The 26,129-nt window shown below is 32.9% G+C and carries 23 protein-coding genes and 1 pseudogene; 6 read left to right on the forward strand and 18 right to left on the reverse strand.

The window, feature by feature from the left end; translation table 11 throughout:
- Positions 1–14: 14 nt before the first annotated feature.
- The 9 genes from AB3211_RS04585 to AB3211_RS04625 form a co-directional block, all read right to left on the reverse strand.
- Positions 15–347 (reverse strand): transposase, encoded by a 333-nt coding sequence (locus tag AB3211_RS04585; RefSeq protein ID WP_367363749.1) that lies wholly within the window; start codon positions 345–347, stop codon positions 15–17.
- A complete protein-coding gene (locus AB3211_RS04590; protein ID WP_367363750.1) occupies positions 301–450 on the reverse strand; it encodes a hypothetical protein in 150 nt (49 codons plus the stop codon). Before AB3211_RS04590 ends, AB3211_RS04585 begins: the two co-directional genes overlap by 47 nt.
- A gap of 470 nt (positions 451–920) precedes the next feature.
- Positions 921–2,738: an AAA family ATPase gene (locus AB3211_RS04595; protein WP_367363751.1), complete on the reverse strand. Its 1,818-nt coding sequence runs from the start codon at positions 2,736–2,738 to the stop codon at positions 921–923.
- A 374-nt stretch (positions 2,739–3,112) separates the two neighbouring features.
- Positions 3,113–5,428: a hypothetical protein gene (locus AB3211_RS04600; RefSeq protein ID WP_367363752.1), complete on the reverse strand. Its 2,316-nt coding sequence runs from the start codon at positions 5,426–5,428 to the stop codon at positions 3,113–3,115.
- 355 nt (positions 5,429–5,783) lie between these two features.
- On the reverse strand, positions 5,784–6,014 hold the full coding sequence (locus AB3211_RS04605) for an ATP-binding protein (protein ID WP_367363753.1): 231 nt from the start codon (positions 6,012–6,014) through the stop codon (positions 5,784–5,786).
- A gap of 40 nt (positions 6,015–6,054) precedes the next feature.
- Positions 6,055–6,462: an ATP-binding protein gene (locus tag AB3211_RS04610; RefSeq protein WP_367363754.1), complete on the reverse strand. Its 408-nt coding sequence runs from the start codon at positions 6,460–6,462 to the stop codon at positions 6,055–6,057.
- Between the two features lie 167 nt (positions 6,463–6,629).
- On the reverse strand, positions 6,630–6,785 hold the full coding sequence (locus AB3211_RS04615; protein WP_367363755.1) for a hypothetical protein: 156 nt from the start codon (positions 6,783–6,785) through the stop codon (positions 6,630–6,632).
- 5 nt (positions 6,786–6,790) lie between these two features.
- Complete coding sequence (gene istA, locus AB3211_RS04620; protein WP_367363756.1) at positions 6,791–7,993, reverse strand: IS21 family transposase; 1,203 nt, start codon at positions 7,991–7,993, stop codon at positions 6,791–6,793.
- Entirely contained in the window at positions 7,965–8,282 is a 318-nt protein-coding gene (locus AB3211_RS04625; protein WP_367363757.1) for a helix-turn-helix domain-containing protein, read from the reverse strand. Before AB3211_RS04625 ends, istA (AB3211_RS04620) begins: the two co-directional genes overlap by 29 nt.
- 469 nt (positions 8,283–8,751) lie before the next feature.
- Between AB3211_RS04625 and tnpA the strand changes: the two genes are divergently transcribed.
- Positions 8,752–9,192: an IS200/IS605 family transposase gene (gene tnpA, locus AB3211_RS04630; RefSeq protein WP_367364806.1), complete on the forward strand. Its 441-nt coding sequence runs from the start codon at positions 8,752–8,754 to the stop codon at positions 9,190–9,192.
- A 26-nt stretch (positions 9,193–9,218) separates the two neighbouring features.
- On the opposite strand, the gene AB3211_RS04635 is transcribed toward tnpA, so the two are convergent.
- Positions 9,219–9,392, reverse strand: coding sequence for a hypothetical protein (locus AB3211_RS04635; RefSeq protein ID WP_367363758.1), 174 nt, complete (start codon positions 9,390–9,392; stop codon positions 9,219–9,221).
- 684 nt (positions 9,393–10,076) lie between these two features.
- Between AB3211_RS04635 and istA (AB3211_RS04640) the strand changes: the two genes are divergently transcribed.
- Positions 10,077–11,510 carry an IS21 family transposase gene (gene istA / locus AB3211_RS04640; RefSeq protein WP_367363759.1) on the forward strand — a complete coding sequence of 478 codons (1,434 nt, stop codon included), beginning with the start codon at positions 10,077–10,079 and terminating at the stop codon, positions 11,508–11,510.
- 7 nt (positions 11,511–11,517) lie between these two features.
- Positions 11,518–12,351: an IS21-like element helper ATPase IstB gene (istB, locus tag AB3211_RS04645; protein WP_367363760.1), complete on the forward strand. Its 834-nt coding sequence runs from the start codon at positions 11,518–11,520 to the stop codon at positions 12,349–12,351.
- Positions 12,352–12,564: 213 nt separating this feature from the next.
- On the opposite strand, the gene AB3211_RS04650 is transcribed toward istB (AB3211_RS04645), so the two are convergent.
- On the reverse strand, positions 12,565–12,714 hold the full coding sequence (locus tag AB3211_RS04650) for a hypothetical protein (RefSeq protein ID WP_367363761.1): 150 nt from the start codon (positions 12,712–12,714) through the stop codon (positions 12,565–12,567).
- Positions 12,715–12,960: 246 nt separating this feature from the next.
- Between AB3211_RS04650 and AB3211_RS04655 the strand changes: the two genes are divergently transcribed.
- The 3 genes and pseudogenes from AB3211_RS04655 to AB3211_RS04665 all read left to right on the forward strand — a co-directional run.
- Complete coding sequence (locus tag AB3211_RS04655; protein ID WP_367363762.1) at positions 12,961–13,173, forward strand: hypothetical protein; 213 nt, start codon at positions 12,961–12,963, stop codon at positions 13,171–13,173.
- Positions 13,174–13,340: 167 nt separating this feature from the next.
- The gene (locus tag AB3211_RS04660) at positions 13,341–14,246 is read left to right on the forward strand and encodes an ankyrin repeat domain-containing protein (RefSeq protein ID WP_367363763.1); all 906 of its coding nucleotides are present in this window, start codon (positions 13,341–13,343) and stop codon (positions 14,244–14,246) included.
- 161 nt (positions 14,247–14,407) lie between these two features.
- A pseudogene (locus tag AB3211_RS04665) lies at positions 14,408–14,776 on the forward strand (DDE-type integrase/transposase/recombinase); the annotation flags it as partial.
- Positions 14,777–14,958: 182 nt separating this feature from the next.
- Here AB3211_RS04665 and istB (AB3211_RS04670) read toward each other — a convergent pair.
- The 7 genes from istB (AB3211_RS04670) to AB3211_RS04700 all read right to left on the reverse strand — a co-directional run bounded on the left by istB (AB3211_RS04670) (position 14,959) and on the right by AB3211_RS04700 (position 26,038).
- Positions 14,959–15,708, reverse strand: a complete 750-nt coding sequence (gene istB / locus AB3211_RS04670) for an IS21-like element helper ATPase IstB (RefSeq protein WP_367363705.1) — start codon at positions 15,706–15,708, stop codon at positions 14,959–14,961.
- Entirely contained in the window at positions 15,708–17,204 is a 1,497-nt protein-coding gene (istA, locus tag AB3211_RS04675; RefSeq protein ID WP_367363704.1) for an IS21 family transposase, read from the reverse strand. Before istA (AB3211_RS04675) ends, istB (AB3211_RS04670) begins: the two co-directional genes overlap by 1 nt.
- A 146-nt stretch (positions 17,205–17,350) precedes the next feature.
- Positions 17,351–17,881 (reverse strand): histidine phosphatase family protein, encoded by a 531-nt coding sequence (locus tag AB3211_RS04680; protein ID WP_367363764.1) that lies wholly within the window; start codon positions 17,879–17,881, stop codon positions 17,351–17,353.
- Entirely contained in the window at positions 17,878–19,908 is a 2,031-nt protein-coding gene (locus AB3211_RS04685) for a heme lyase CcmF/NrfE family subunit (RefSeq protein WP_367363765.1), read from the reverse strand. Before AB3211_RS04685 ends, AB3211_RS04680 begins: the two co-directional genes overlap by 4 nt.
- Positions 19,909–20,030: 122 nt before the next feature.
- The gene (locus AB3211_RS04690; RefSeq protein ID WP_367364791.1) at positions 20,031–21,215 is read right to left on the reverse strand and encodes an IS256 family transposase; all 1,185 of its coding nucleotides are present in this window, start codon (positions 21,213–21,215) and stop codon (positions 20,031–20,033) included.
- A 216-nt stretch (positions 21,216–21,431) separates the two neighbouring features.
- The gene (locus AB3211_RS04695; RefSeq protein ID WP_367363766.1) at positions 21,432–22,703 is read right to left on the reverse strand and encodes an HlyC/CorC family transporter; all 1,272 of its coding nucleotides are present in this window, start codon (positions 22,701–22,703) and stop codon (positions 21,432–21,434) included.
- Between the two features lie 791 nt (positions 22,704–23,494).
- Positions 23,495–26,038 (reverse strand): N-6 DNA methylase, encoded by a 2,544-nt coding sequence (locus AB3211_RS04700; RefSeq protein WP_367363767.1) that lies wholly within the window; start codon positions 26,036–26,038, stop codon positions 23,495–23,497.
- Positions 26,039–26,129 lie beyond the last annotated feature (91 nt).

The raw sequence follows: 26,129 nt of genomic DNA on the forward strand, positions 1-26,129 counted from the left end.
ATAAATAAAAAATATTATTGATTAACAACAAATACACGTTTTTGTTGAATAAGCTTATGGCAAACTTCTAGTAATCTACGCATACAAGCTACTATCGCAACTTTTTTAGGTTTAAAATTATTAATAAGTCTGTCATATAAAGCTTTTAAATATTGAAAGCCATTTTTACCTGTTAGTACTGCCATATATAGTGCATCTCGTGGTATTTTTCTGCCGCCTCTAATGAATCTTCGCCCTTGTTTACTACCACTATCCCGAGCATATGGAGCTATCCCAAGCATCGCTGATAATTCGTTACTACTATAATTTTTGGCAAATTTCAGCCTCGTAGCCTCCAGTGGGTTCACACACTATTAGCTCAATTCCTTGATTTTTTGTCAGTTTTATAAATTCCTCATGACCTAAATTATCATTTGCAAAACGGTGATATATTGGTTTATTATTTGGCATATATACACATATATCAAGCCATTTTTTACTTACATCTAGACCTATTATTTTATTGATGATATAATCTCCTTCATCTTATTGTACAATACTGCTGCTTCCAGCACCTTCTGCAATTTGTTCAAAGCAAACTTAACGATAAGAGGGTACTTATTCTGTGAACGACTATTTCAGTCTAGAACCTATCAAGTCACCCTCTTATAACTACTTATAACATGTTTTTAAGATATAAGAACCTAAACAAGAAAATATATATAAGGGAAGATGAGGTTTTAAAGCAAATAGAAGAGGTTTTTAAAAGAATAGGCATCAGAAAAGGACTCCGAAACACTAAAAGAGACCCTGTCCTACGTTTCCCGTTCGATATTTTTGAAAAAACGACAACTTGTACCAAAGTGGCGGGGCGTAGTGGACAATTTCAGAACCACGATAGACATAAAATTACTGATTATTCAAACGCTTACAGTCTATTACTAAAGCTCTGTAACCTGATATTGTAAATCCATATTTTTACCACAAAAAGCCATGGAAAGTTTAATGATTTTTTTGACATGAGAATGTTCTTTTATCTTAGTATCATATTGTTTATCTATAATCTGGTTCAATCCTATTTTAGCTACTAAGGCTAAATCTTTTTTATTTTTAGCTATTTTATACTCAATAATAATTGCCTTATCTCCTTTACTAGCTTTTGGGATCATGATAATATCAGCCCTCCCATTTCCTGACTCCTGTTCACTTGCTATTATGTAGCTAGGTGATAACATGTTAATAAGCCCTAGCATAAAGCCACTATAAAATAATTCTGCCTTTTTCTCTCCTGTTTGATGAAAACTTGTAGAATTTAGCAACAATTCTTGTAAACGCTCTTTAAATTCCTCCACTTTACCTGTTGGCAATAAACTAATAAACGAATAATATCTAGAACTATCAATTTTTAACTGATCGGTAACCCATTGGAGCATTCTTACTTTATATATATACCGTACTTCTCTATTCGGTGCTGACAATTCATATATATTTTCTTCTGAATTTTGAACTGTAGGGTTTAAATAACCACTAAATAATAATAAGCTAAGTAATCCTACTGGTTCATTGATATCAGCAAAAATTATTTGTTTGGTAATAGGTGAGATAATACTTCTCCCAGCAGCTAAGTTCTGTAAATCTTCCTGCATCTCATCTGACAATAATGCCTTATCAACTAGCCCTGTTCCTCCACTATCTAGCCAATAATGATCAAGTTCCCCGCCACTTGCTAGACATTGCATAATTGACCATGGATTATAGATTATTTCCCCACCGAATGTATAACCATTATACCAATCTTTAATCGGTTCTGTATTTATGATTGTTGGTACTTTTGTTAATAGCTCATCAACTTCTGTTTGGATAAATCCATAAAACTTAGCAAAATTTTTATCAAGTAAGGTATATTCAGTAACATTATTCAAATCGGAAAATAAATTAGCCTTGGCAATACGCAAAATGCCGGTTATTACTCCTTTCTCTAAGTAGGGATTCGTTTTTAAACTGCTACCAAGTATTCCTCTAAACAGCTTAAGAATTCGGTCAAACTCTTTTGTTTTATGTCCAAGTTCTAAATATGCATTATTAATTGGTGTATCATATTCATCTATTAATATATATACTTTTTGTTTAAAATGTTTATACAATATTTGACTTAAAAACTTCAGGCTATTTTTTAAATAGCTTATATTAATATCACCACTTAGATAATTTTTTAACTTTACTTTTTGCGAAATACTGAAAAATTTATTATCTTCTTGAATATATTGTTCTAAATAATTAAATCTTTCGTATAATTCTATTATTTGATCTATAATGCTACTAACAATTTCTTTATAATTACTCCCCTTCACTTCTTTAAAATTTATATATATTACTGGAAACTGTCCTTGACGCTTTATTATATTTTTATGAATGGATATTTTTAAAGGCTGTAGCTCTTTGGTTTCATCAAAGCCCAAATCTACTATGCCTCCAGTAAAGAGTTTATGATTTACTCTCTTTTCTTGAGCTAAAGGCTTGCCTTTTTCATCTACTTCGATTTCTAAGAATCTCCTAATCATATCCATATTAAGGCTTTTACCCCAACGTCTTGGTCGAGTGATGAGGATAACCTTACCGCTATCTTCTAATAACTCCTTGATCATTAAACTTTTATCAACGAATATATCGCTATTAATTAGCAGATCATAGAAGTCATCACTACCCACTAACATCTTTGGTTGATAATTAATATTATTTTTACTCTTTTTTTCTGTCATTGTTTTTACGAGTTTCTACTAACTATAAATACCATTATACACCTGTTTTATTATCCACTAATAGATATTAGTAAAATTTTTACTAATCATACTATTTTTTATCAATATTGAAGTCAATCCTTCCTGATCTCCTGATACTTCTACCATCAACTTACGACTTACGACCATCATCATCAATTACTGTCTTCTATAGCTATCATTACGACGATTATTATCTGCTTTTGGCGCTTTACTATGTTTTGTTCACTTCATCATACCTTAATTTTAGTTTGCGGACAAACTCTAAGTTCTCTAATTAAATGGTACGAATACGCATTATGCTATGCAATATTTACAATTCCCTTTTACAATCTATAAAAGGACAAAGTCAGGATTTATCCTCGACCTCTTTGCTTTAACTTTCTGGCTTCTAAATCAGATTGAGTAACTTTTTTAACTGCTTCAAGTCTTTTTGTTTGTATACCCTCTTTACCACCGCTAGGTTTTGACAATATTTCATTGATTTTTATGCTTTCAGTTAACGTCCTCTCTACCTGATGAATCTTATCTAATTTGTCAGGAGTGATTTTCTTCATAAAATAATTTGATAAACCAGATAATCCTATTTTTTTACAAAAGTTTGCTACTTTGTAACAAGTCTTATCGCTACCAGTTAAATCAGGTGTCGTTGTTTTTATTAAGTTGGCTGTTTCTTTAATATTCTTTTTATAATCCTGATCTTTCTTTATGTCAGCAATATCCTTATTGGTAAGATAATGTTCTACTTTAAGATGGGTAAGTAACTTATCATAAAACTGTTCTACTTGTTCTGCTGTTACTTCTTTATTTAGTGTTTTACCAACAAAATTATCAATCACAGGAACTAATTTATTACCAACAGCTTGATCTTGATCGTGCATTTTTTTCTTGAGTCCTTGATCTAGGCTGAGTTGTGCTACCACTGATTTTTCCACCATAGACTGATAAGTTTTGCCCGAAGCATTTGTTAGTTCTAAAGCAACCGCTGAACTAAGAAACTCTGTTTCAGATTTTGAGAGTGGCAGCTTCAACTGATCTTTTGCATGTATAATATATTCTACTGGTTCTAGATTCGTTGTAGCCTTACGAGTTTTAGTAACCGAAACTTCTGCCTCTTGCCATTTACCATCTGCTGTGTTTTTCTGCCATTGCTGTTCCTGAACGATTTCCGTAATTGGGGTAGCTGGAAGTTTTATTTGATAATCATTGTCATGAGCCCATTGCAAAGCATTCTTTCCCTCAATTTTAATATCATAATTAGAAGCATAGGCTACCGGATCTTGGTTTCCTGAGCGAGCAAAACCTTCTACCCACTGACCTTGTTTAAATGCAGGAGAGACGTTACTAAATTTGCTCACTATCTCTGCTGATTTTGCTACCTCTTTCATGTTAGTCAGGTTTTCTTTTAGATTTTCTTTATAAAATAGTCTTAAATCAGCAAAATTATTAATAGGTGTAGCTTTAGCATTACCACCTTGGAATCTAGCCGTTGTAGTAATACCTTCAGGGTTAAAGCCAGCTTTTTGTAATTCAGCAATTCGTTGATCCACTATATCTTCTATTTGCCTCTCATCAAGTTGCGTGATCATTTGCTTCAATGATTCACTATATTTTTCGATACTAAATGATAAGTTACCTTGCCTAATAGCATCAGCATAGTTAAAGTGTACAAAATGTCTATTTGTTGCCTGAATCATAGCAGGAAAATCTTGATGGAACTCTATAAAAGATCGACCATGATCAATTTTAGTTACAGTTTTACCATCTTGTACCATCAAATTACCAGCATGATAATCTAGCTCCCCTAACATATGACAAGCAGCAATTACCTTTTCAAACCCTTCTAGTTTCTGTAATTTTTTACTATCTGCCTTCATTATATTAGGTGAAGAGCTAGAAAATTCAGTAAGTTGCACAACATTGTCAAAGAATTTAGAGCGAACAAAAAGTGAATTTGAATTGTTCTGATCAGGTTTTACTAATTCTTCTTTAGGGGCGCGATCATATAATAGTAATTGATACAGGCTAGAACCAATCAACTCTTGCACACCGTCTCTTCTATCGTTCAAAGCCTGCATTCGTTTATTTATATCGTCTATAGCCAAACAATCAGTATGACTTTTATAAAATTGCTTTAAAATGAAACTATTATTGGTGGCTTCTTCTTGAGCAATATAACCAGCCGACAAACCTGCTTGCTTAGCTCCCTTTCCTACAAAAGCTTTCTGCTCCGCCATCCCTTTATCACGCAACAAATCTTTGACCAGTTTGAAATCTGGGGCTTCATTGAAAGCTTTTCTCTTACCAGCTAACTCAGCTTTTAATTCGGTTTGCCGTATTCTGTTTTCTTCTTTGGCTAGTTCTTCTGCAAGATGGGTATCTATAACATTTCTTAATCCCTGATATTCATTGCCAGGAAACGAGTCATTTATTACTGTTGATAGCTTTTGTAAATCTTTAATATCCAAGTCTAATTTCTTTAATTGATATTTATATATAGTGTTATATGAATCTAGCTTATCCGATGATGGGTTTTGAGGAATATCCATTGTAGCCATTGCAATTACTTCGCATACGTCAGATATTTTCTTATCTTTAACTTGAGCATTAGTTTTCAAAGCTTCAAAGAGTTGTTTTTGTAAGGACTCTTCGGTAACTTTATCTTTAGACATAAGAACCTCAATCTCTATATATAAATAATCTAGTAAGCCAAAGATGGTAATAGTAACACATCCACGTATTTAAGCAATGATATTTTGCCTGCTAGAAAGTCTAAAGCTAATTCTAAGTCTGTAAATTGTAATGAACTATTGACGTATTTAGAGCAAGAATTGTAAAGAGAATTGACCCACCTAAAAAGAAATAGTAGCTCCTGTAAATTGTAATCAGCTATTGCCCCCCTATTGTAATAAACTATTGCCCCCCCTAACCACATAAAAAAATTAGTTAATTTTGGTTAAAATTCAGATAGAATTTTCTAAAATCATTGTAATTTTTAATTAATACCGTAGTCTATTATTTTAATCTTTAATCTACATCTTTCCCTCCTCTAAAACTTTTATTACCAGTTTCTATGATTTGACAATGATGTGTCAATCTATCGATAATTACTTTTGTTGCCTTAGCATTACCAAACATATCATTCCATTCTTCAAATCTCAAATGGGTAGTAATGATCACTGAAGTTTGCTCATACAATTTAGCAAATAACTCAAATAACAGGAATCTAGCTTCGGCTTTTATTGGTATACTGCTCATAAATGAAGAGTTGGTAGACGAAGATCAAAATCAACAAGTGCTAGGAGTGTCCAAGCCGAGGAGTACAGCGTACACTAGTACGTGAGCACCGCAGGTCTTGGACAACGCAATTGTTGATTTTCATCGAGTATACATAGCCTAATTCATCTACTACAATCAGATGGAATCTCTTAACTGAATCGATGAATTTGCTTTCATAATTATGGATTCTAGCATTAAGCAATTGGCTAGCTAATTCATTTAAAGTATAAAATCTTACCCTGTAACTTTTTTCAATGGCGGTGAACGCCAAACCAATTGCTAGATGAGTTTTTGCAGACCCAGAACCACCTATGAACATGATATTCTGATGATTATCAATCACTTTTTGTATATCAATATTTTCAACCAATTTAGCTTGGCATGTATCTGATAGTAACTTTATGGTTGGGAACTTAGCTAGTTGCAACCTATAACCTAGCGAGCGTGACTTCTTATATACTACTCGTAAATGAAGAGTTGATAGACGAAGATCAAAATTATGAAGTGCTAGGAGTCGAAGGGTCGAGGAGCGGAGCGTACATTTAGTACGTGAGCACCGAAGATCCCTGAAGACGACAACGCAATTCTTGATTTTCATCGAGTATATTCACACTCTGCTTCAAGAAGTTTCTTTAACACATCATACACACTAGTAGTAGGGACATCATTTGTTAAATTACTTGACTCAGCTAACTGCATCTTCATACCGACTAAACCTAATTTATCTAATAACAATATTAAGTCTTTCATTTAATTTAATTTACCTCCGTTGTTAAATGCAACTTGCTATAAATACTACAATCAGCATCAGGAGGATTTTTTAGCTGAATAAACTCAGTCTCTTGGATATCTAGTTTCATTGCTGGTTGCAACAAATATTGCTCAACTAATTTAGAGCTACAGCCGCCAGCAGCAATTGTTAGGTTACAAGCATTTGTTACCTTTTCTAATCCATACTTATTAACAAGTAGCAGGATATCTATAAATTGTTTATCACCATCCTTGTAAGTCTCTAACTTATTTCGTAGTTTGCCAAATATCTCAGGTAACAAACTCATTAACTCTTTGAACGGTCCACCATTACGTAAAGCACCGGGTTTACGTTCTAGAGCTGCTATATAGTGCCATGGATTATAATTCTTCTGATAGCGTTTAAAACTACGAACATGCTCTGCAATAATCTTGCTTTTATGTAAAATCACTATTTGCCAAGCATAGGATTTAATCTGTACGCTAAGTCCCACATATTCACACGGAACACTATACATATTGCTGTCGTATTGTATTAAACTCAAAGGTGATACGGTCGTTGGATGTAATCTATAACCGGTAAACTGCCCTCTATATCCTATTAAATATGCCTTCTCTTCCTCATATATTTCTAGAATCGTTCTTTCTGTAAATTCAGGATGTCTTTTAGTTTTAGCCCACTCTATAGACATCTCTCTTAGCTGAATGTTAATAGCTTCATAACTATCTCCTTTCAATATTGGAGTAAAAAAGTTACGTCTAGTGTCTCCTACTTGTTTCTCAACCTGTCCTTTCTCCCATCCTGATGCTGGACTACAGGCAAGTGGCTCAAATAAATGGTGAGAGACCATTTGGATAAACTTCTCGTTAAAGATACGATCCTTGCCAATCAATATTTTTTTGACAGCCGTCTTCATATTGTCATAAATACCATTCTTACAACAACCAGCAAAAAACTTGAAAGCTTGATCATGGGCATCCATAACCATTTCCAGCTGCTCATTAGGATAAACCACTACCAAAGAATAACGACTATAGCATAGCTTTATTCTCGCTGCTTTAACTCTAGTAACCTCCCCATTTAAACATATTTCTTCCTCTCCCCAATCAAACTGAAACGCCTGACCAGCTTCAAAATTTAATGGAATAAAAACTTGCCCGCCCCTTGCCTCGTATTCTCTACGGAAGTTTCGTACAATTAGATTCACAGATTCGTAACTTCCTGTATAACCCGATATCTGAAGCTGTTGGTATAGCTGCCGTCATTCTACGTCGAACCGACTCCTTGCTATTCTCTGCTAATAGCTGATTTAGTACTTCAAGATGATTGCCAAGAACAGGCTTACCTTTGCTATATTTTGCTAACTCAAATTTAGTTTGATTGCTGCGAATGACTTTTTTTACTGTATTCTTTGATATATTCAGTTCTCTAGCAATTGCTTTAATTGCTTTGCCATCAACGTAATACATTCTACGTATTCTTCCAATTGTTTCCACTATAAACAACCTTTTAAAAACTCCTTAAAAAAATATTAAAAATATTAATTTTTTGGAGATATTGTTACTTATTTAGGGGGGCAATTTTCATTACAATTTTTCCCTTAAAGGGGTCAATAGCTGATTACAATTTACAGACTAGTCTGATTATCAATAATTCTTATATCTGCTTGGACAAATTTGCTCATAATTATCTAACCATATATTTTAAGTAGTTACTCAATAACACTATGTACTTTGTATTTCACGTAAGTTCTTGATAAATTCGATAAAGATTTTCAATTGTTTGCTCATAATCAATAGGTTATGCTATAGTCCAATTAAACTGGTTAAAGATATTATTGTTTTATTTAACTATCCCAAATGCTAAGCCACCGCTTTCAGCGGTGGAATCATAGAGTTTGACATATACTAAAGATATCCCTAAATGATTTTGCCGCTCAAAGCAGAATCAAGAAGGATAATGTATATGCCAAACTATAATAGTTTAAACCACTGTACATGGGAATGTAAGTACCATGTTGTTTTTACACCCAAATATCGCAAGAAAACGATATTTGGATTAATTAGGAAAGAGTTAAAAGAAGTGTTGCATCGTTTAGCGGGTCAAAAGGAATGTAAGATAGAGGAAGGATATTTAATGCAGGATCATGTGCATATGCTAATATCCATTCCTCCCAAACATTCTATTTCAACCATTGTGGGTTTTATTAAAGGTAAAAGTTCTATATGGGTAGCACAAAATATAGCAAATAAACAGCAAAATTTTGTTGGTCATAAATTTGGGGCAAGAGGATATTTTGTGAGTACCGTAGGAGCGAATGAAGAGGTAGTACGTAAATACGTTCAAAACCAAGAATCTGAGGATAAAAGAGCTGATCAACTTAACCTGTTTTACAGGTCAAAATAAGTAATATTAACCCGCTTTGAGCGGTTCTATAACAAACTCCCACTTCTAGGGGGAGTAATTGGCTTGAACGCTGAACTAAGTTTTCCTTTATCTAATGCAGGACTACCATGTATTTTACCTTTTAGTCTAGCAGTGTTTATGCTTTCCTTAGTACGCTCTGCAATTAGAATTTTATCATCAATCGTGGAAATATTATCCATAGCCATCTTGATTTTTATACATATTGAACTTGTCTATGATAAAATCACAATATATTGAACTTGTCTATGATAAAATTGAACTTCACTTTGATAATTCTAGAATGAATTTATAAGGTTTTTACACAATCTGCTGAACTCAACTTTGAAAAATGACATAAATGGCGTAAATATTTAATAGATAAATGACGCAAGCAAACTGGTTAGTTTTGGATAACTGTAATTTTTTGTAAAATGAAGTCCAGCTAAAAATGGGGGGTACGTCTTGATGGGTATCTGTTCAGGTGAACGGTTAGTGACAATTACAATGATATATGTTGACAAAAGGCATATATTGTCATACCATGATTGAATGATAAAAAAATATATTTACAATTTTTCATCAGAAAAAAATCAAAAACTTATACTGGAAAGGGGGATAAGTTTTGAAGAGATAATTTCGGCTATTGAAAGTAATTGTATATTAGACGTAATTGAGCATCCTAATTCACAAAAGTACGCTAAATGTGTGGCGACAACTATAATTACCGAAAATAGACAGCTATAATTACCGAAAAATTGGTGAGTAAATTTTGATACATCTGAAGTGAAAATAGATTAGATTAAGGGATTTTTAAATGCCCCACTATCTAAGGTTAAATCTCACAGATGACATGTACAACTCAACAAATAATAAGGTTAAAGCAAATGAGTCACAAATATAACAAGGGAATAGCAGCCGCTAAAAGTGGTATGAGTTCTAAAACTGCAAGGAAGTATCTATTATCTAACAAAATACCAAGCGAGGCTTTAAAAATTCGACACTGGAAAACCAGAAGTAACGTTTTTGAAGAAGATTGGTTAGCGATTGAAGATATGTTGTCCAAATCACCGGGACTTCAAGCTAAAACTATCCTTAGCTATCTCATTAGTCAGGACACAACAAACAAATTTAATAATAGTCATGAGAGAACATTACAGCGGTTAATACGTAATTGGCGAGCTACCAATGGAGTTGAAAAAGCAGTGATTTTCAGTCAGGAGCTAGAAGCAGGTAAGCAAAGTCAGTCTGATTATACGGTAATGAATGATTTGGCAATTACCATATCTGGACAACAATTTAATCATTTACTATTTCATTTTATGTTACCATATTCACGTTGGGAATATGCTGACATTTGTTATAGCGAAAGTTTTGAATCATTGAGTAAAGGCTATGATGAGGCAGTTTGGGCTTTGGGTTTTGTTGCCCCTGAACATCGAACTGATAATTTGACAGCAGCAACGCAAAGTTGTGGTTCTAAAAGAATATTTACCAAACGTTGGCAGGAAGTAATGGAGCATTATGGCGTAACACCCAGTCGTAATAATCCTGGAGTAAGTAACGAAAATGGTTCTATAGAAAAAAGTCATGATTTGCTTAAGAATGCTATTAGGCAACAATTGATGTTACGAGGCTCAAGTAATTTTGCCGAGCTTGCAGATTATCAATCCTTTATTAGGGCAGTAATTGCTAGTCGTAATTCTAGACGCTGTGATAGGCTTGAGGAAGAGATAAAATTACTAAAGCCACTACCTGACAAGAAATATTATGCCCCTATAGTTATTGAGGTTAAAGTCTCCCAGTTCAGCACTGTGCGAATCTTTAAAGTCAGCTATTCTGTAGCTAGTAGACTTATTGGCTACACTCTTAGAGCGTATATTTATCAAGGTGAAATAAAGCTTTATTACGGTCAGACATTGGTTCAAACAATGCCGCAAATTAAAGATAGTAAAAAGGAAGCATCAATTAATTATCGCCATATTATAACTAGCCTATTACGAAAACCTAGAGCATTTGCTAATTATTACTATCGGGAGCATTTATTTCCTAGTACCATTTTTAGAACAGCTTATGATATGTTAATAAAACATTATCCAGTAAATGGTACAAAACAATATCTACAAATCCTACAACTAGCGGCAATTGGTAGTGAGAGTGAGGTAGAGATAGCCTTAGAGCTATTGATAAATAATAAGGTAGCTCCATCATATGAGGAAGTACAAGAACTACTTAAAAGTTCTAAAGTGGTAGTATCTGATGTAAAAGTTACTTTACCATCATTAGAAGATTATGACTCCTTACTCAGTGTAGTAGCGTGAGGAAGTTATGATAAACAATAGTAAATTAGATACTAGTAAAACATTAGATACTATGCTTGAAAGCTTGAATTTACTAGCGATACGTGATGTTTACCAAAAGATATCTGAACAGGTTATAAAAGGTCAACTAAGTCCGATAGACTATTTGCAAGAACTAGTTCAAATTGAGCTTGAGCAAAGGTATCAAAGAACTATAATGCAGCTGATTAAATCAGCAAAATTACCAAGGAATAAGTTATTAATTGACTTTGATATTAGCAGGATACCAAACCTTCATCCTGGTTTGCTTAAGAATTTAAGTGGAGGTGATTTTATTGAGCGTAGTGAGAATCTATTAATCTTCGGTAATCCTGGTACCGGAAAAAGCCACTTATCAATGGCTTTGGCTAGGGAGTGGTGTTTACGTGGTAGGAAATGTTTATATCTTACTGCCGCAAGTTTAGTGCAAGAATTATTAATTGCCAAAAATAAATTTAGTCTGAACCAGTTTATCAAGAGGCTAGATCGATTTGAAGCATTAATAATTGATGATATTTCTTATATTCCGTATGAGAAATCTGAATCGGAGGTATTGTTTGTATTGCTAGCCGAGAGATATGAACAAAGAAGTGTGGTAATTACCAGTAATTTAGTGTTCTCAAAATGGCAACAGATTTTTAAAGACGAAATGACTACCAATGCTGCAATCGATCGGTTAGTTCATCACTCTACTATTTTGGAATTGAATGCTGAAAGTTATAGAATTAAAACTGCTAAAGGCAACCAACAAAATTCTCAGGAACAAGTGGCTAAAAAATTAGAAAAACAGAATAATAAAAAGGAGAATAAAAATGTAATTTAACTGCTAAATTTTTTGCCAAAAAATCGGTAATTATAGTTGTCTATTTTCGGTAATTATAGTTGTCGCCACACAGATCATATATTATATTTAAAAAGGGGAATATGAAGGAAAAGCAAAAATTGAGTTACGTAAAATCAAATACTGATATCATTTCTTGTGGTACAGAAGAAGAAAATAAGGTTTCGCAAGATAACACTAATACGCATAATATGATCAAAGATACGGTGTCATATGTAATAATTTCTCCATATCTAATTCAAGATCAGCTGCCAGTGAAACTAGACCTTTCTTTATTGAAATATGGTTTAGAAAACATGACGGAACCAAAGGTTCTAGACTGTAAATTTTTAAGTTGTATGTCATTGAGGGAGTACCTTCCAACATTTAAAGATGTAGATTTATTTAAGATTGAGCTTTTCAAAAGAACGCTCCCTCCATTAGCAGTTTCCTGGAATATGAACCCTCGATGTATAGGATAAAGTATATGACGAAAAAGCTAGTAGCGAAGAAAGAATAAAACAAGCTGAGTGTAAATACGCAGCAAGGAAAGTATTAAATGATATCTTTGAAGCTAAAGGAATCGGTGATGGAGTACTAGTAGAAAAAATTATGGATTATGTTTTTAGTAAAAACCCCGTATATAAATATAAGGCTATATATCAGGAGGATATAATCTCTGATGCCAAATTATTAATGGTTCGGGGGCATAATAATTATTATAGGGAAGAAGGTGATATGTACTCAGGTGCTTGGAGCAATATAATACCCGAAAATATGGTAGACGTGACTGGAAATGCGGATTGTATGGGAGAAGTTGATTAAAGTTGTTAACGCTCCATGGGGCAAGTCCCGTGGTTTTTACGCGCGTATAAAAAGTATAAAGGGCATCGTCAAGTTAAGTATAGCTATTTTTATAAATATCTATATCATAGTGTAAGTTTCATAAAATATTGGCTAGTAAAAAAACGTTTTAATAAACAGGAGGCAATATGGCAAGATTCATTGATAGGTTAACTTTGTTAAATATTAAAGATCTAGGTACTATAAATAAAGAAGGTATCCTGATATCAGGAGACTTAGATGAAATTGCTGAGTGTATTGGATTAGGAGTTAACTTTTTCCGCTTAAGTTTACTAGAGATACCAATTATACGCAATAATCTTGATGTTTTTAACTTAATTATGGACTCATCGTCTGATGATGATTTGCATCGCAGGCCTGCAACTAACCTAGAGTATGTAGACAAGAGAACAATTGGTGAAAAATTATTATTCGCAGCATGTAGACACAATAGGTTTGACATGATAAAAAAACTTCTTGATTTTGGTGTTGATGTTAATGCTACTGATATTGATAAAGTAACTCCTTTGCATGAGTTCATTCAGTATATGCCACATAGAGGCACGTTTTCCTTTAATGATTTAGGATATAGTGGGTTAGAGGTTGTACAAGAATTAATCTGCAGAGGCGCTAATGTTAATGCTACATCTAGACACAACAGTACAGCGTTGTGTAAAGCAGCTCATTTGGGTGCAGTAAGCATTGTTGAAGAGTTAATCAAAAATAGTGCTCAAAGTATTATGCCTATATCTTATGCACAAACAGTAGATACGACCATACAACAGGAAATAGATGCATTACTTAAGATACCGACGGCGTTTAAAAATAAAGATTGGTCTACTGTCACAGAATTATTAGAAACAAATAAAAACCATATAGCAATACAAAGACTTTATGATATGGGTTGCGACTCAGATTTAAGTTTGATAATTCATTATACTCAAAACGCCTTAGCAATAGACGGTGGTTTATTACATAATTTAGAATCACAAGATAATCAACAGGAAGAGAGTAGTATTTTAGGGCAGCTCGTGCAATATTGCACTATTCTTTAACATTTGTTTTTAGGCATTACATTTGTAACAATTCTACATATCGCGTGAAAGATGAACACAGCGTAGGATAAAAAGTGGTTCTGTCGCATCTGTTGCCCAATAGAAAAAATTGATATAGTGATCAAAAAAATATCAAAAATGTTCCGTATTGCTGCAAACGTAAGAATAGAGACAAGCCTGCAACACTTGGATTTTTTCGTAAAGCCTTCAGAGAGAATAATGTTCCTGAAAAAGTAGTAATTGATAAAAGCGGTAGTAATACGGCTGCTCTTAATGATTTAAATACAGAAGTTCCTGAAGATTATGAAATTAAGGTTATTCAGAAAAAATACCTAAATAACCTTGTGGAACAAGATCATAGGTTTATCAAAAAACGAACAAAGCCAATGCTTGGTTTTAAGAGCTTTCATTCTGCAAAAATGACTATTACTGGTATAGAAAATGTTTGTATGATTCAAAAAAGACAAATAATTGGTGTTAATGATAATCTATCTACTTTTGAGAATTTTGCTATGCTAATGGCAGCATAATGTCCAAAACCTCAGTTTCGATGATTTTGCTATAACATGATTTACTGATGCGACAGAACCCATCGCAGATACCTTAAGACTGGTCCGGTTTGGGCAAAAAATATAAATTTGGCTTGATTGTCAATAAGCGTTGAAAAATGACCCAGGAAGAGCGTTGAAAAATGACCCACATAAGTCTAGAACTATTGTTTTTTTTTCATACGATAACTTTCATTTCCCGTTTCAATGATATCACAATTATGACAAACTCTATCAAGTAGCGCTGAAGTCATTTTATTACAACCAAATATTTGTGACCATTCTGAGAATATAAGATTAGTAGTAATAATAATTGAAGTGTTGGAATGTATTTTAGATAATAGATGAAAGATAAGTTGACCGCCATTCTTAGAAAATGGTAGATAACCAAGCTCATCTAGGACTAGTACATCTATTTTTTGCAAGGAAGCTGCTAGTTTTCCTACCTGAGCAGAGTTCTTTTCATATTCTAATTGATTAGCAAGATCTACAAGATTAAAAAATCTTGATTTATAACCTTTTCGTACTGCTTTTGTACTTAATGCAATAGCTAGGTGAGTTTTACCGCTACCAGTACCACCAACTAGGATTATATTTCTAGATGTTTTAATAAACTCGCAACTATATAGATGCATAATTTGTTCTTGGTTTATTGGGGTATCGATAAATATGAAATTATCTATATCTTTTTTCTCAGGAAACTTTGCTGCGCTAATCCTACTTTGAATAGACCTAAGAGTTCGTGTTGTTAGTTCAGATTTTAATAAATTATGTAAAATATAATTCGAGGCTTCTTTACGCCTTATGGCATCAGATATAATTTCATCATAAGACTCAAGCATCCCTGTAAATTTTAGCTTTCTCATAACATTTATAATATCTTCTCTAGTAGATTCTTGATATACATTGTTCATTACTTACCTCCTAACTTGAGAAAATTATCGTATATCTCACAATTAGCTTTCGGGATATGTTTTAAAGTATGATATTCTTGGTAATTACTTGGCTCTGTTACTTTTAACTCATCTTTATTACGTAATATAATATTTAAAATTACCTCCTTACTAACAGTTCCTATTTTTAGTGCTTGGGTGCATGCTGATACTACTGCTTCTATGGATTCCATTGCTATATACGATAATATATGAGCAAAATCTCTTGTACCTGCTGGGCTGCTCTCAAGACGTCTTCTAACTTCTATGAGCTCTTCTGGTAAATTCATATTAAGGAATGGTTCACCATTTCTTAATGCTCCGGGTTTATACCTTAATATTGGCAGATAATGATTGACGTCATAACAAGTTTCTCCCTTAGTAAATTTCCGTTTATGACGACCTACCTCTTGACCATTATAAATAAATACTAGATGTTCAGCATATATCTTACATTGTACTATTTTCCCAGCACAACTACAGTGAACGCTATAATTATTGCTTTCATATCTAGCCAAACAAGTAATAGAAACCTTGATATCTATTTCTTTGCAACCGTTAAATAATACAGGCACGGATACTAAAAAATTACGTTCTAGTTGATATGCTTCATCTATAGTCTTATCTTTATATTCGGGGTGTTTATGAGAGCTATTATAAGTAACTAATCTGCTGGTTAATATATCGTTTAATTCTTGCAAGGTTAAAGCTTTTGGCATAGGAGTAAAGAACTGTTCCCGGTCAATCTGTACTTGTCGCTCAACCCTACCTTTTTCATTACCTCGAGCTGGAGAACATGCTATCGGTTCAATGAGATAATGTGCGCAGAGCTTTTCAAACTTTGGATTCCATTCTCTATTATTAGAGCCTTTTAAAACCTTACTGACAGCAGTCTTCATATTATCATAAATCCCTTTAGTTGGACTACCACCAAAAAAAGTAAAGGCTCTAACATGTGCATCAAATACCATCTCTTGAGCTTCAGTAGGATAAATATAGATAAATTTTTTACGGCTATAACACAAAACAAAGTGAGCTACTTTAACATTTATTATTTCTCCAGCTAATATTACTTGCTCACTACTCCAGTCAAATTGGTAAGCTTCCCCAGGAGCAAAGGATAAAGGTACGCAAGCTTTTATATTAATCTCAAAATTTCTATCATTCCAAGTGTTAATATAACGACTAACAGCAGAGTAACTGCCTTGATACCCATAAATCTTTAACTCCTCAAATAAAGCTTTCCCTGTTTTTTTAGGCTTTGAATTCTTATTATCCCGCAACATCCTCTCAAGACTCTCAATATATTTCCCGAGTTTAGGTATAGGTTGAATTATTCGTATATAATCAGATTTAATCTCTCCTTGCGTACGAATGATACTTCTAACTGTATTACGTGATATATTTAATTCTCTACTTATTGAACGTATACCTTCTCCACGACGATAACGTCCTAATATCTTTCTCTTACTTTCCATTATTAACATCTCTGATTTTATACTCCTATTATTTATTCTGAAAATAATAGAAGTATAGGTTGATAATAATGGATTAATAACGTACTACTTTTCCCACTTCTTAGGTGGGTCATTTTTCAACGCACATTAACCCATTTAGTGGGTCATTATTGCACGCTTTTTAACACATTAATAAAGCAATGATCTATTCTGATAGTGTTTATCCAAGTTTTTATTACTTGTTTATGAGTTACAACTATTACATATTTATAATCTAAATACCTTCTTAATACATTATTTGCTCTATTACTTAATAACTCTTTTGATTCCCATCTTTTACTAATACCAGCTGGATATACCCCTTTATTTTTTTCATAATCCTCAATGGTACTTTTTAATTCGTATTGATTTTTTATCATAAAATTTAAATCCGGTTGCCATTCTCTTAAATCAAATTCAACAATAATATCTAGATTAATATTTTTTGATATAATTGCAGAAGTTTGAAGTGCTCTAGTATAAGGAGAAGATAAAATTATTTCTGCTTTTTTTAATCTATGGTCTTTAGATACTTCGTTAGCTTCTCTTGTGCCATTTTCTGTCAAACAAGGTAAATCTCTACTTGCACCTTTTAGTTTATACTTTTCGTTTAATGCCCAATCAGTTTCACCATGCCTTATTAAGAAGAAAACTGTCATTTTTTCAATAATCCGATTAAGAATCCTCCAGCCATAAGCATAATAGATATCCAAATAAAACTCATCATTGGTTTGTAATATATTTTTGCGTGAATTACATCATCATCAATTTTACTTAGAACCGCGTAAAGATCATAAGTTAAATAAGAATATATATTGCTTTCTTGCGATAGCTGCTTTTCTATTATATATAATCTATTTTCAGGCTTTAAGATAGTGATATTATTCTGTTTATCCTGAATCCAAAATTCAGCAATTTGACGATAATAATTTTGAGCTGATGATACTCTAATATCTCTGAGTGTAACTACAAAATTTCCTGATACTACCTTGTCTCCAACTTTTCCTATAAAATCTACTTCGCTCTGTAATAATGAATTAACAGTAATAGTAAAAACAAGTAATCCAAAACCTAGATGTCCTAAGATCATGGCAATATTAGACCTCTTGCATAATTCTACTTCTGCTGGTAATTTAGGCAATGCACCTAGACTTGAATCTGTAGCGGAATCATCGTCTGTTGCGGGTCGAGGTTTTGTGACTCCTGCAAGTTCCCTAGCAAAAGCGAATTTTGCAAGAGGTTTATTAGTTTTTAGCTTTTCTCTAAAAAAATTACTTTTTGCTAGTATGTAATAACAATTTTGTATTATTAGAAAAAGAGAAAATGTCATGGTACATGCTGAAATAAAACCATACTGAATTTGATACGAGCTAGTAAAAGTTATTACTAAAGAAAAAGCTAGGATAAGTAGATTCCTTGCATAAATTAATCTAGTTGGTGATTCTTGTTCGCTCGAAACTCGCCTCCGCTCCGAACAATCGTCTATTGTACTGCTTGCGGTACTCGGCTTCATTTCTCCTAAAAATCTCGAGAGATTTTTTGATTTATGCAAGAAGTTTAGTAGGTTTTTTGTTCTTATATTATTTGTTTGAGCAATACCAGCTAGTAGAAGTGTTGGAATAATAAAGATTATAAAATTATTGGTAAAAAATCTTTCGCTAATGGTAATAGATTCTTGGTATAATAAAGAATAAACAATGGGGTAAATGGTGGCACATAGTAATACTACTAAGGATGTTAAAAAAAAGCTACTACCCCAAATAATAAGTCTAGGTTTGTCTAATTTTGTTGGAAGAAGGATACCGATATTCTGACCTTTTAGAATGAGTAAAACTAAACTTGATATAGCAAGGATAGCAAATATTGCTAGCATATAGACCGCTCGCTTAGGTGATGATGTAAAAGAGTGAATTGAGGTGATTACGCTTGAACGTACTAAAAACGTACCAAATACTACAAGTAAGAAAGTGATGATTGATAAGGTTATAGTCCAATTTTTCATTTGTCTAGATTTTATCGTTACCAAGACTGAATGATGTAGAGCAATAGCAGATAGCCATGGTAACAGGGAGATATTCTCTACTGGATCAAAGAACCAAAATCCTCCCCAGCCAAGTTCTCTATAAGCCCACCATGATCCTAAGGCTATTCCTAAGGTTGAAAATAGCATTCCTAAATTGGTAAATATTTTAATTGCTCTGAGATTAACAAAGTCTAAACTAGATGTGAGCAGAATTACGCAAGCAGATGTGAAAGGTACGACGTAACAGACGTAACCTAAATATAATATAGGTGGATGTATTATTAGTGCAATATCTTGAAGCATAGGGTTTAAACCAAGGCCTTGGGCGGGACGGAATGATAGGCTGTCAAATGGGTTAGAGGTAAAATAAATAAAACTACCAAATAATATTTGTATTAGTGCTAGTATAATTATGTGATAGACTCGAGTTGGACGGCTATTAAATAGTGCAATATAAATAACGCCTATAGTTTGTAATAAACATAGCCATAATAGGATAGAACCTTCATGGCTTGCCCAGCTAGCAGCAATTTTAAATCCAAGAGGTTTTAATGTACTAGAATTCAGAAAGACATTCTGCACGGAAAAATCTGATATGATAAATCCATATACTAATAGCAAGAAAGACAATAATGTTGACAGGAAACTAAGGTAAAAAAACAAAGTAGCAGAACGATATAAAGAGTTAACAACTGCTAGTATGCTGAATAAGATTGCAGATATTTGTAAATAATTGCCAAGGCTACTTATCGAGAACATTCGCTGAACTGTGTCAGTATAGAATATCATACTTTAAAATTCAACCTATCAGGGAAGAAAATATCTAGCTGCGAAACGGTCACTGCCCAATTTGGTATTGGCATATTCCATTTAGCTGTAATCTGTTTTATAGCACAAAATACCAGTTTAAACAAAGCATTTTCACTAGTAAAAGCTCCTTTTGTTTTAGTATATTTTCTGACTTGACGGTGAAAACCCTCAATCGGATTGGTGGTATAAATCAGCTTTCTAACCTCGCCTGAATACTTAAAATACGTTGCTAGATTATCCCAATTTTGTTGCCAAGATTTAATAACCATCGGATATTTTTTACCCCATTTTTCCTCAAGTCGTAGCAGGTTATATTCTGCCACATCTCTACTTTCCGCTTGGTAAATCATCTTTAAATCTACCATAAATGATTTCTGATCTTTGCTAGCTACATGCTTTAAAGAATTACGAATTTGATGTACTATACAAAGCTGTATTTCAGTTTTTGGAAATACTGTATTAATGGCTTCCGGAAAACCTTTCAGCCCGTCAATACAGGTTATTAATATATCTCTCATACCACGTGTTTTTAAATCGTTAAGAACACCTAACCAAAAATGTGATCCTTCTGATTCACAAGCATAAAATCCTAGAATATCCTTATGACCATTTTGGTCAATCCCCATAATATTATAAACAACTTTAGTTGTTACTTTGTTATCTTGTCTAACCTTAAAAAACATAGCATCAAGAAAAACTATCGCATACATCGCTTCAAGTGGTCTACTTCGCCATTCATTTAATTGCGGCATCAGCTTGTCGGTAACAGATGAAATTGTAGCAGCTGATACCTCTACACCATATATCTCTTGTAGGTGTCCAGCAATCCCTTCGTAAGATGTCCCAAGATCATAAAGAGCTAATATTTTATTATCCAGCTCCTCATTTAAAATAGTTTGTCTTTTTTTAATCAATTGTGGTTCAAAACTACCATTACGGTCTCTTGGTGTTTCAAGTTCGAAGGAACCTGTAGCCGTCTTCATAGTCTTAGTATTAATGCCGTTTCTACGGTTACTACCTTGTTCCAAACTATTTTCTAGTAAGTGATAATCCATTTCACCTTCTAGGGCAAGCTCCGTAAAATCTTTCACTAAAGACGTTAGCAGTCCACTTGGACCAAGTAATGGCTTGCCTTGGTATAGTCCTTGTATGATCTCCATACATTTATCTTGATTAAGTATTTGTGATACTTTATCTAGTTGAATTGGTTTCATTGGTTTACTCATGTCAAATTTCCTATTATTTTACGCGAAGAACATGTGGATAAGTTGATAGTAACTTATCCACATTCTTCGCTATTTACAACATCAATAATCTTTATTTTATATATTTAAAAGATTATCTTTTTCTATTTGACACAGTTAGACGAACATTCCCTACTTATCACTTTCAGATTCTTTATTTGGTAGAATAATGACCTTTATGCTATCAAGTCTGTTACCTATTTTTTTGTTAATAGTGATACTTAAATTAAATATCTTGATAGATTCTCCTTGATTGGGAATACGCTCAAGTTTATGGATAATTAAGCCAGCTATGGTATTTGCGTCATCATCAGGTAGATTCCAATTTAATTCTCTATTTACATCTCTTATAGTTACAGATCCATCAATAATAAACTCCACATCAGATTTTTTTACAATTGTGTCAATAGGATAATCATGCTCATCGATAATAGGACCAACAATCTCTTCTAGAATATCTTCTAGAGTAATAATACCTTGTAGATCACCATATTCGTCAACAACACAGGCAAAATGGCTCTTTCTTTCTCTAAAAGCATGAAGTTGATGAGTTACCAAAGCATTATCAGGTATAAACCAAGGCTGATTTACTAATTCTTTGATATTAATTTTTTTTGCATCGTTATTCTTTTCATAAAGAGCCCGAAGTAGATCTCTCATGTGAAGTACACCAATTATGTTGTCCTGAGTGTCCTTCCATAATGGTATTCTTGTATGAGGACTAGATAATAATGCTCGCCTCACTATCTCCTCTTTAGGCAAATCTACATTAATGGCTACTATGTTACTTCTATGTATCATAATTTCAGATACTGTCATTTTCCTAATATCTAATATACCCCCTAACATGTCACGGTCAGATTTATAAACATTACCTTCTTGATGATAATGTTCAATAACTCCTCTGACTTCTTCTGCTCCCGAGATATTTTGTTGTAGATTAATACGGAAAATAAAACAGAATAGCTTAATTATAACTTCAAAAATAGAATTAATTGGTTTTAAAAGCTTTAGAAAAAATATAATTGCTGGAGAAGTGAATAATGCTAACTGTTCTGCTTTTGCTACAGCAATAGCTTTAGGTATTATTTCGCCGAAAACAATTATCACGAAAGCCATAACTGCTGAAGCTACGACAGTGCCGCCATCACCTAGCCAATCGATAAATATACTGGTAGCAATGGTAGTGCAAACAGTATTAAGCAGAGTATTACCAATCAATAATGTGCCAATTACTTTTTCTTTATTCTTTAGAACTTGTAATACAGTGTTACGTTTAATACCTTTTGCCTTAAATTTTTGTATTTTCCCCGGAGAAGACGCGGTGATGGCCGTTTCAGTAGCTGAAAGCAATGCGGCACATCCTATCATTAGAACAATAATGATTGTCAAAAAAATAGTCATTGATCCTTGTGTAAATTATTAGCGTAAATCTAATTATATTGGCAACTGTGCAATTCCCCTAATACTTTTTTAGTATATACTCTTAACCTTAGGGGTAATTAGAGAGTAGACGTAAGCGTTACCACTTACGCCCCTCATTAGAACCTCATCGTGCGGTTTTCCCGCAATGGGTTCAAGATAAATTCCTTCACCTGATTATTTTAATCTAGCTATCTAACACAGTTTAGTTGTCGTCAATTATTGAAAGTCTGTGCTTTCATAACGTTTCCCTGTGTTAGTCGAACTTACCCACCAGCCTTCCCTCCATTGGCATTACCCAATTTCATCAGTACTATGCTGGATCTGACTTCCTATATTCTTTTTTAGCTCCCTTGCTTTTTATACTTGTCGGCTAATACTTCTTAAAAGAAGAGAATATAGGATCTCCCACGTTTATAAATAAACTTTTTTTATTACATGCCATGCTCTTAGACCCCGGAGATCTAACACATACCTGCCTATTTATGGTATGTATTATGTTGCATTCCTGCCTTTTAACACAGTCTGCGATCCCAAAAGAATTGCTTAACGAGGCTCAATCACTTTAACCTTTCGGCTTACGGTCTATAATATTTCTGTCTACGCTTAACTGACTTTGTTACCAAAATCAGCTCAAGACTCGATACATAGTGTGCTAGGTCAACACTTCTATGGCTGCTCTTTCAACAGCTAGCTTATTTACACTTCGTGGTGCACTAAAAGTCGCAACTGTAAATAACCTGAACCTACTAACTTGTTACATCGAATTTAGGTTATGTTATTATATCGCCAAACTCATTCTTTAAAATAGATAACTTTTCCAAAGCTTGCCATTTTTGACTAAATGTATCCTTAATCTTATTTGAAATCTCTAAAGTTTTATCCTTATCCAATGGGATTGGTATTAAAAGCTCCGTCCACCTGTCTCCTATGTTTGGCAATGTTGTGTCTATGAATATTTTGTTATATAGTTGTTTTTGTGTAATCGAATGAGACATTGCAAACATAAAATAGTATGGCGTGATATTGTAAATGTTATGCTGATTAATAATTCTAAAAGTTGTAATTTCATTAGTTAATAATACATTGGTATCAAATTTTGAAATCATTGCAACCGAACCTATTCTATAACTTCCTCTACGAACAAAGACTACATCTTCTTCTTGTAAAGATATGCCATTCTTACCCTTGATTTTACGATATATATGTTCTGGTATTAATGAAGTTGGATTTTTATAAATTTCCCAATTGATTATATCGGCAACTCTAATATATGGCACTGTTCCAGTTCCCTTGTACTCACTTGGTGGTGATCCGTGTCCATTAAATGCTTGCAAAATATTTTGTTTTAACAATTCGTCAATTGTAATCAATTTAAAATTTTGATTGTTGGCAATATCTTTAATTTCTTCTTCTTTTCTTTTCCAGTAATAGCGTGGCACATAAACGCTATTTATGATATTAGAACTCGAGGTTGTAAAAGTATTTTTATTGAATTTTTTAGCTAATAACTCATTTCTTATAGTTTCTGTGTCATCCCAAATTTCCTTTGTAAACATCTCTGTTTTACTATCATACCTATAAATCAATCTTCCTGTGTGGTCATGACCCATTTCCTCTGCAACAGCCATTATAATATCATTATTTTGCATTTTACCCTTTTCTAACACTAATAGACAAGTTTTTGCATTACAATAAGGTCTAAAGGTGTTATGTGGTAAATCTACAACTGCAATAATATTGTTGTTTTTGGTTAAAAAATCTAAAACATGCTTCTTAGAAGGTGCATGAAAGTAAGTTTCCGGCAAAACTATTGCAAGTTTACCTCCATCTTTTAGTAACTGCAAACATCTTTCTATAAATAATTCCTGAGGTTCGGTTTCTTTTACTTTGTTAGTTTTTATAAAACTATTACCTTCTTTTTTATACTGATACCCTAATTCAAAATATTTACAGTCTTCTTTTAAAATTTTGATTTTACTACCAAACGGTGGATTTGTTATTACAAAATCAAAAGTATTTAGTTCAATTTCACCATCTTTTTTAGTTGTAATTAATTCTTTTGTTTTTGCTTGAAATTCATGAATTGGATGCAATGTATTTTCTTGAACAATTTTACTTTTGCCGTCACCTATGATAGTCATATATGCTTTACATATTTTAACCAAATCTATTTCCTTATCTAATCCATAAAAACACTTTTCGGCAATTTGTTTTTTTAATCTATTGATGTCTGTTGAATTTTTGTACACTCGATTGTTGTCCATTTTTCTCCAAACATGTTCAAGTGCATATATTAAAAAACCACCACTACCGCAGGCAGGGTCTATAATGGTTTGATTTGGTGATGGGTCTATAATTTGTACTGCAAGCTTTACAATTTCTCTAGGTGTAAAAAATTCGCCTTTTTCACCAACCAATTTACTTTCCGCAAAGGTTTCAAACGCTTCACCAACTGTATCTTTTTCTGTTTTTAATAATGCAATTTGCTCTAGTTCACCAACGACATAAACAATTGATTTTGCATCAAGTGTTATTTCTTCATTTTGAACAAAAATTCCATCATCTCCTAACTCTTCTTTTACTTTTATAAATAATTTTTGTATCCGTTTTTTAACTTTATTATATTGTACTATTTTAATTTCTTCATTTTCACTTTTGTCATTATTGATTGCTTCCATTTCTTCTATTGTTATTCTAAAACTCGGTAAACTATTAATGTCATATTTCTCATCAATAATCTTACAAAAGATTAATTTAATCATTTCGCTTCCAAGTTTTTCTTTTCTGCTAATATTTGTATTAGAATATAGCGTATTCAGTATGCGTCTAAAAACAGGTTTTAAATTTTTAACTGGTTTTAATTTATCTTTTGTTATATTGCCTATCTCTTCTATTGTTTCTCCTTTTTTCGGTATATTAAATAAGCAATCTCTTTTTACTTCTCCTTTAGAATTTTTATGTAGATATTCAATTTCTTCTCCATTAGTCCAAACCCCAAACACAGCAGAAGTAGCTTGCATATAACTCGTCAATTGTTCTAAACCATCTTTCCTACTTCTCTTTTTAACCTCAATAATACCAAGTATGTCGCTATATTGGTTTCTATTTTTTAATTCATTCTTGTATATTACGATATCTGCTTTTTTTACAGTACTACCCATTTGTATTGAAACCTCAATATCAAGTTGCTCTTTGTCATAAAAATAATCATCATACAATATCTTTTCATATTCTTGACGCACCTTTTCTTCCGGTTTTTTAAAATCTACAACCTTATTTGTTGCAAAATCATTAATGTATCCGTCCTTTAACATATTATCTATCTAACACAATTAACTAACAATATATCAAAAATACTAGTGTTATTTCTATTATTTGTAAATCATCGTTATCCTTTTTTTTCTT

This window comes from Candidatus Tisiphia endosymbiont of Nedyus quadrimaculatus (assembly GCF_964059235.1).
In the GTDB taxonomy this organism is placed as follows: domain Bacteria; phylum Pseudomonadota; class Alphaproteobacteria; order Rickettsiales; family Rickettsiaceae; genus Tisiphia.

Excerpts from the sequence above, each read along its gene's own strand:
- AB3211_RS04590 (WP_367363750.1), bottom strand. The coding sequence starts at position 450 with ATGCCAAATAATAAACCAATATATCACCGTTTTGCAAATGATAATTTA.
- AB3211_RS04595 (WP_367363751.1), bottom strand. The coding sequence starts at position 2,738 with ATGACAGAAAAAAAGAGTAAAAATAATATTAATTATCAACCAAAGATG.
- AB3211_RS04600 (WP_367363752.1), bottom strand. The coding sequence starts at position 5,428 with ATGTCTAAAGATAAAGTTACCGAAGAGTCCTTACAAAAACAACTCTTT.
- AB3211_RS04605 (WP_367363753.1), bottom strand. The coding sequence starts at position 6,014 with ATGAGCAGTATACCAATAAAAGCCGAAGCTAGATTCCTGTTATTTGAG.
- AB3211_RS04615 (WP_367363755.1), bottom strand. The coding sequence starts at position 6,785 with ATGAAAGACTTAATATTGTTATTAGATAAATTAGGTTTAGTCGGTATG.
- tnpA (WP_367364806.1), top strand. The coding sequence starts at position 8,752 with ATGCCAAACTATAATAGTTTAAACCACTGTACATGGGAATGTAAGTAC.
- AB3211_RS04635 (WP_367363758.1), bottom strand. The coding sequence starts at position 9,392 with ATGGATAATATTTCCACGATTGATGATAAAATTCTAATTGCAGAGCGT.
- istA (WP_367363759.1), top strand. The coding sequence starts at position 10,077 with ATGAGTCACAAATATAACAAGGGAATAGCAGCCGCTAAAAGTGGTATG.
- istB (WP_367363760.1), top strand. The coding sequence starts at position 11,518 with ATGATAAACAATAGTAAATTAGATACTAGTAAAACATTAGATACTATG.
- AB3211_RS04650 (WP_367363761.1), bottom strand. The coding sequence starts at position 12,714 with ATGACATACAACTTAAAAATTTACAGTCTAGAACCTTTGGTTCCGTCA.
- AB3211_RS04655 (WP_367363762.1), top strand. The coding sequence starts at position 12,961 with ATGGATTATGTTTTTAGTAAAAACCCCGTATATAAATATAAGGCTATA.
- AB3211_RS04660 (WP_367363763.1), top strand. The coding sequence starts at position 13,341 with ATGGCAAGATTCATTGATAGGTTAACTTTGTTAAATATTAAAGATCTA.
- istB (WP_367363705.1), bottom strand. The coding sequence starts at position 15,708 with ATGAACAATGTATATCAAGAATCTACTAGAGAAGATATTATAAATGTT.
- istA (WP_367363704.1), bottom strand. The coding sequence starts at position 17,204 with ATGGAAAGTAAGAGAAAGATATTAGGACGTTATCGTCGTGGAGAAGGT.
- AB3211_RS04680 (WP_367363764.1), bottom strand. The coding sequence starts at position 17,881 with ATGACAGTTTTCTTCTTAATAAGGCATGGTGAAACTGATTGGGCATTA.
- AB3211_RS04690 (WP_367364791.1), bottom strand. The coding sequence starts at position 21,215 with ATGGAGATCATACAAGGACTATACCAAGGCAAGCCATTACTTGGTCCA.
- AB3211_RS04695 (WP_367363766.1), bottom strand. The coding sequence starts at position 22,703 with ATGACTATTTTTTTGACAATCATTATTGTTCTAATGATAGGATGTGCC.
- AB3211_RS04700 (WP_367363767.1), bottom strand. The coding sequence starts at position 26,038 with ATGTTAAAGGACGGATACATTAATGATTTTGCAACAAATAAGGTTGTA.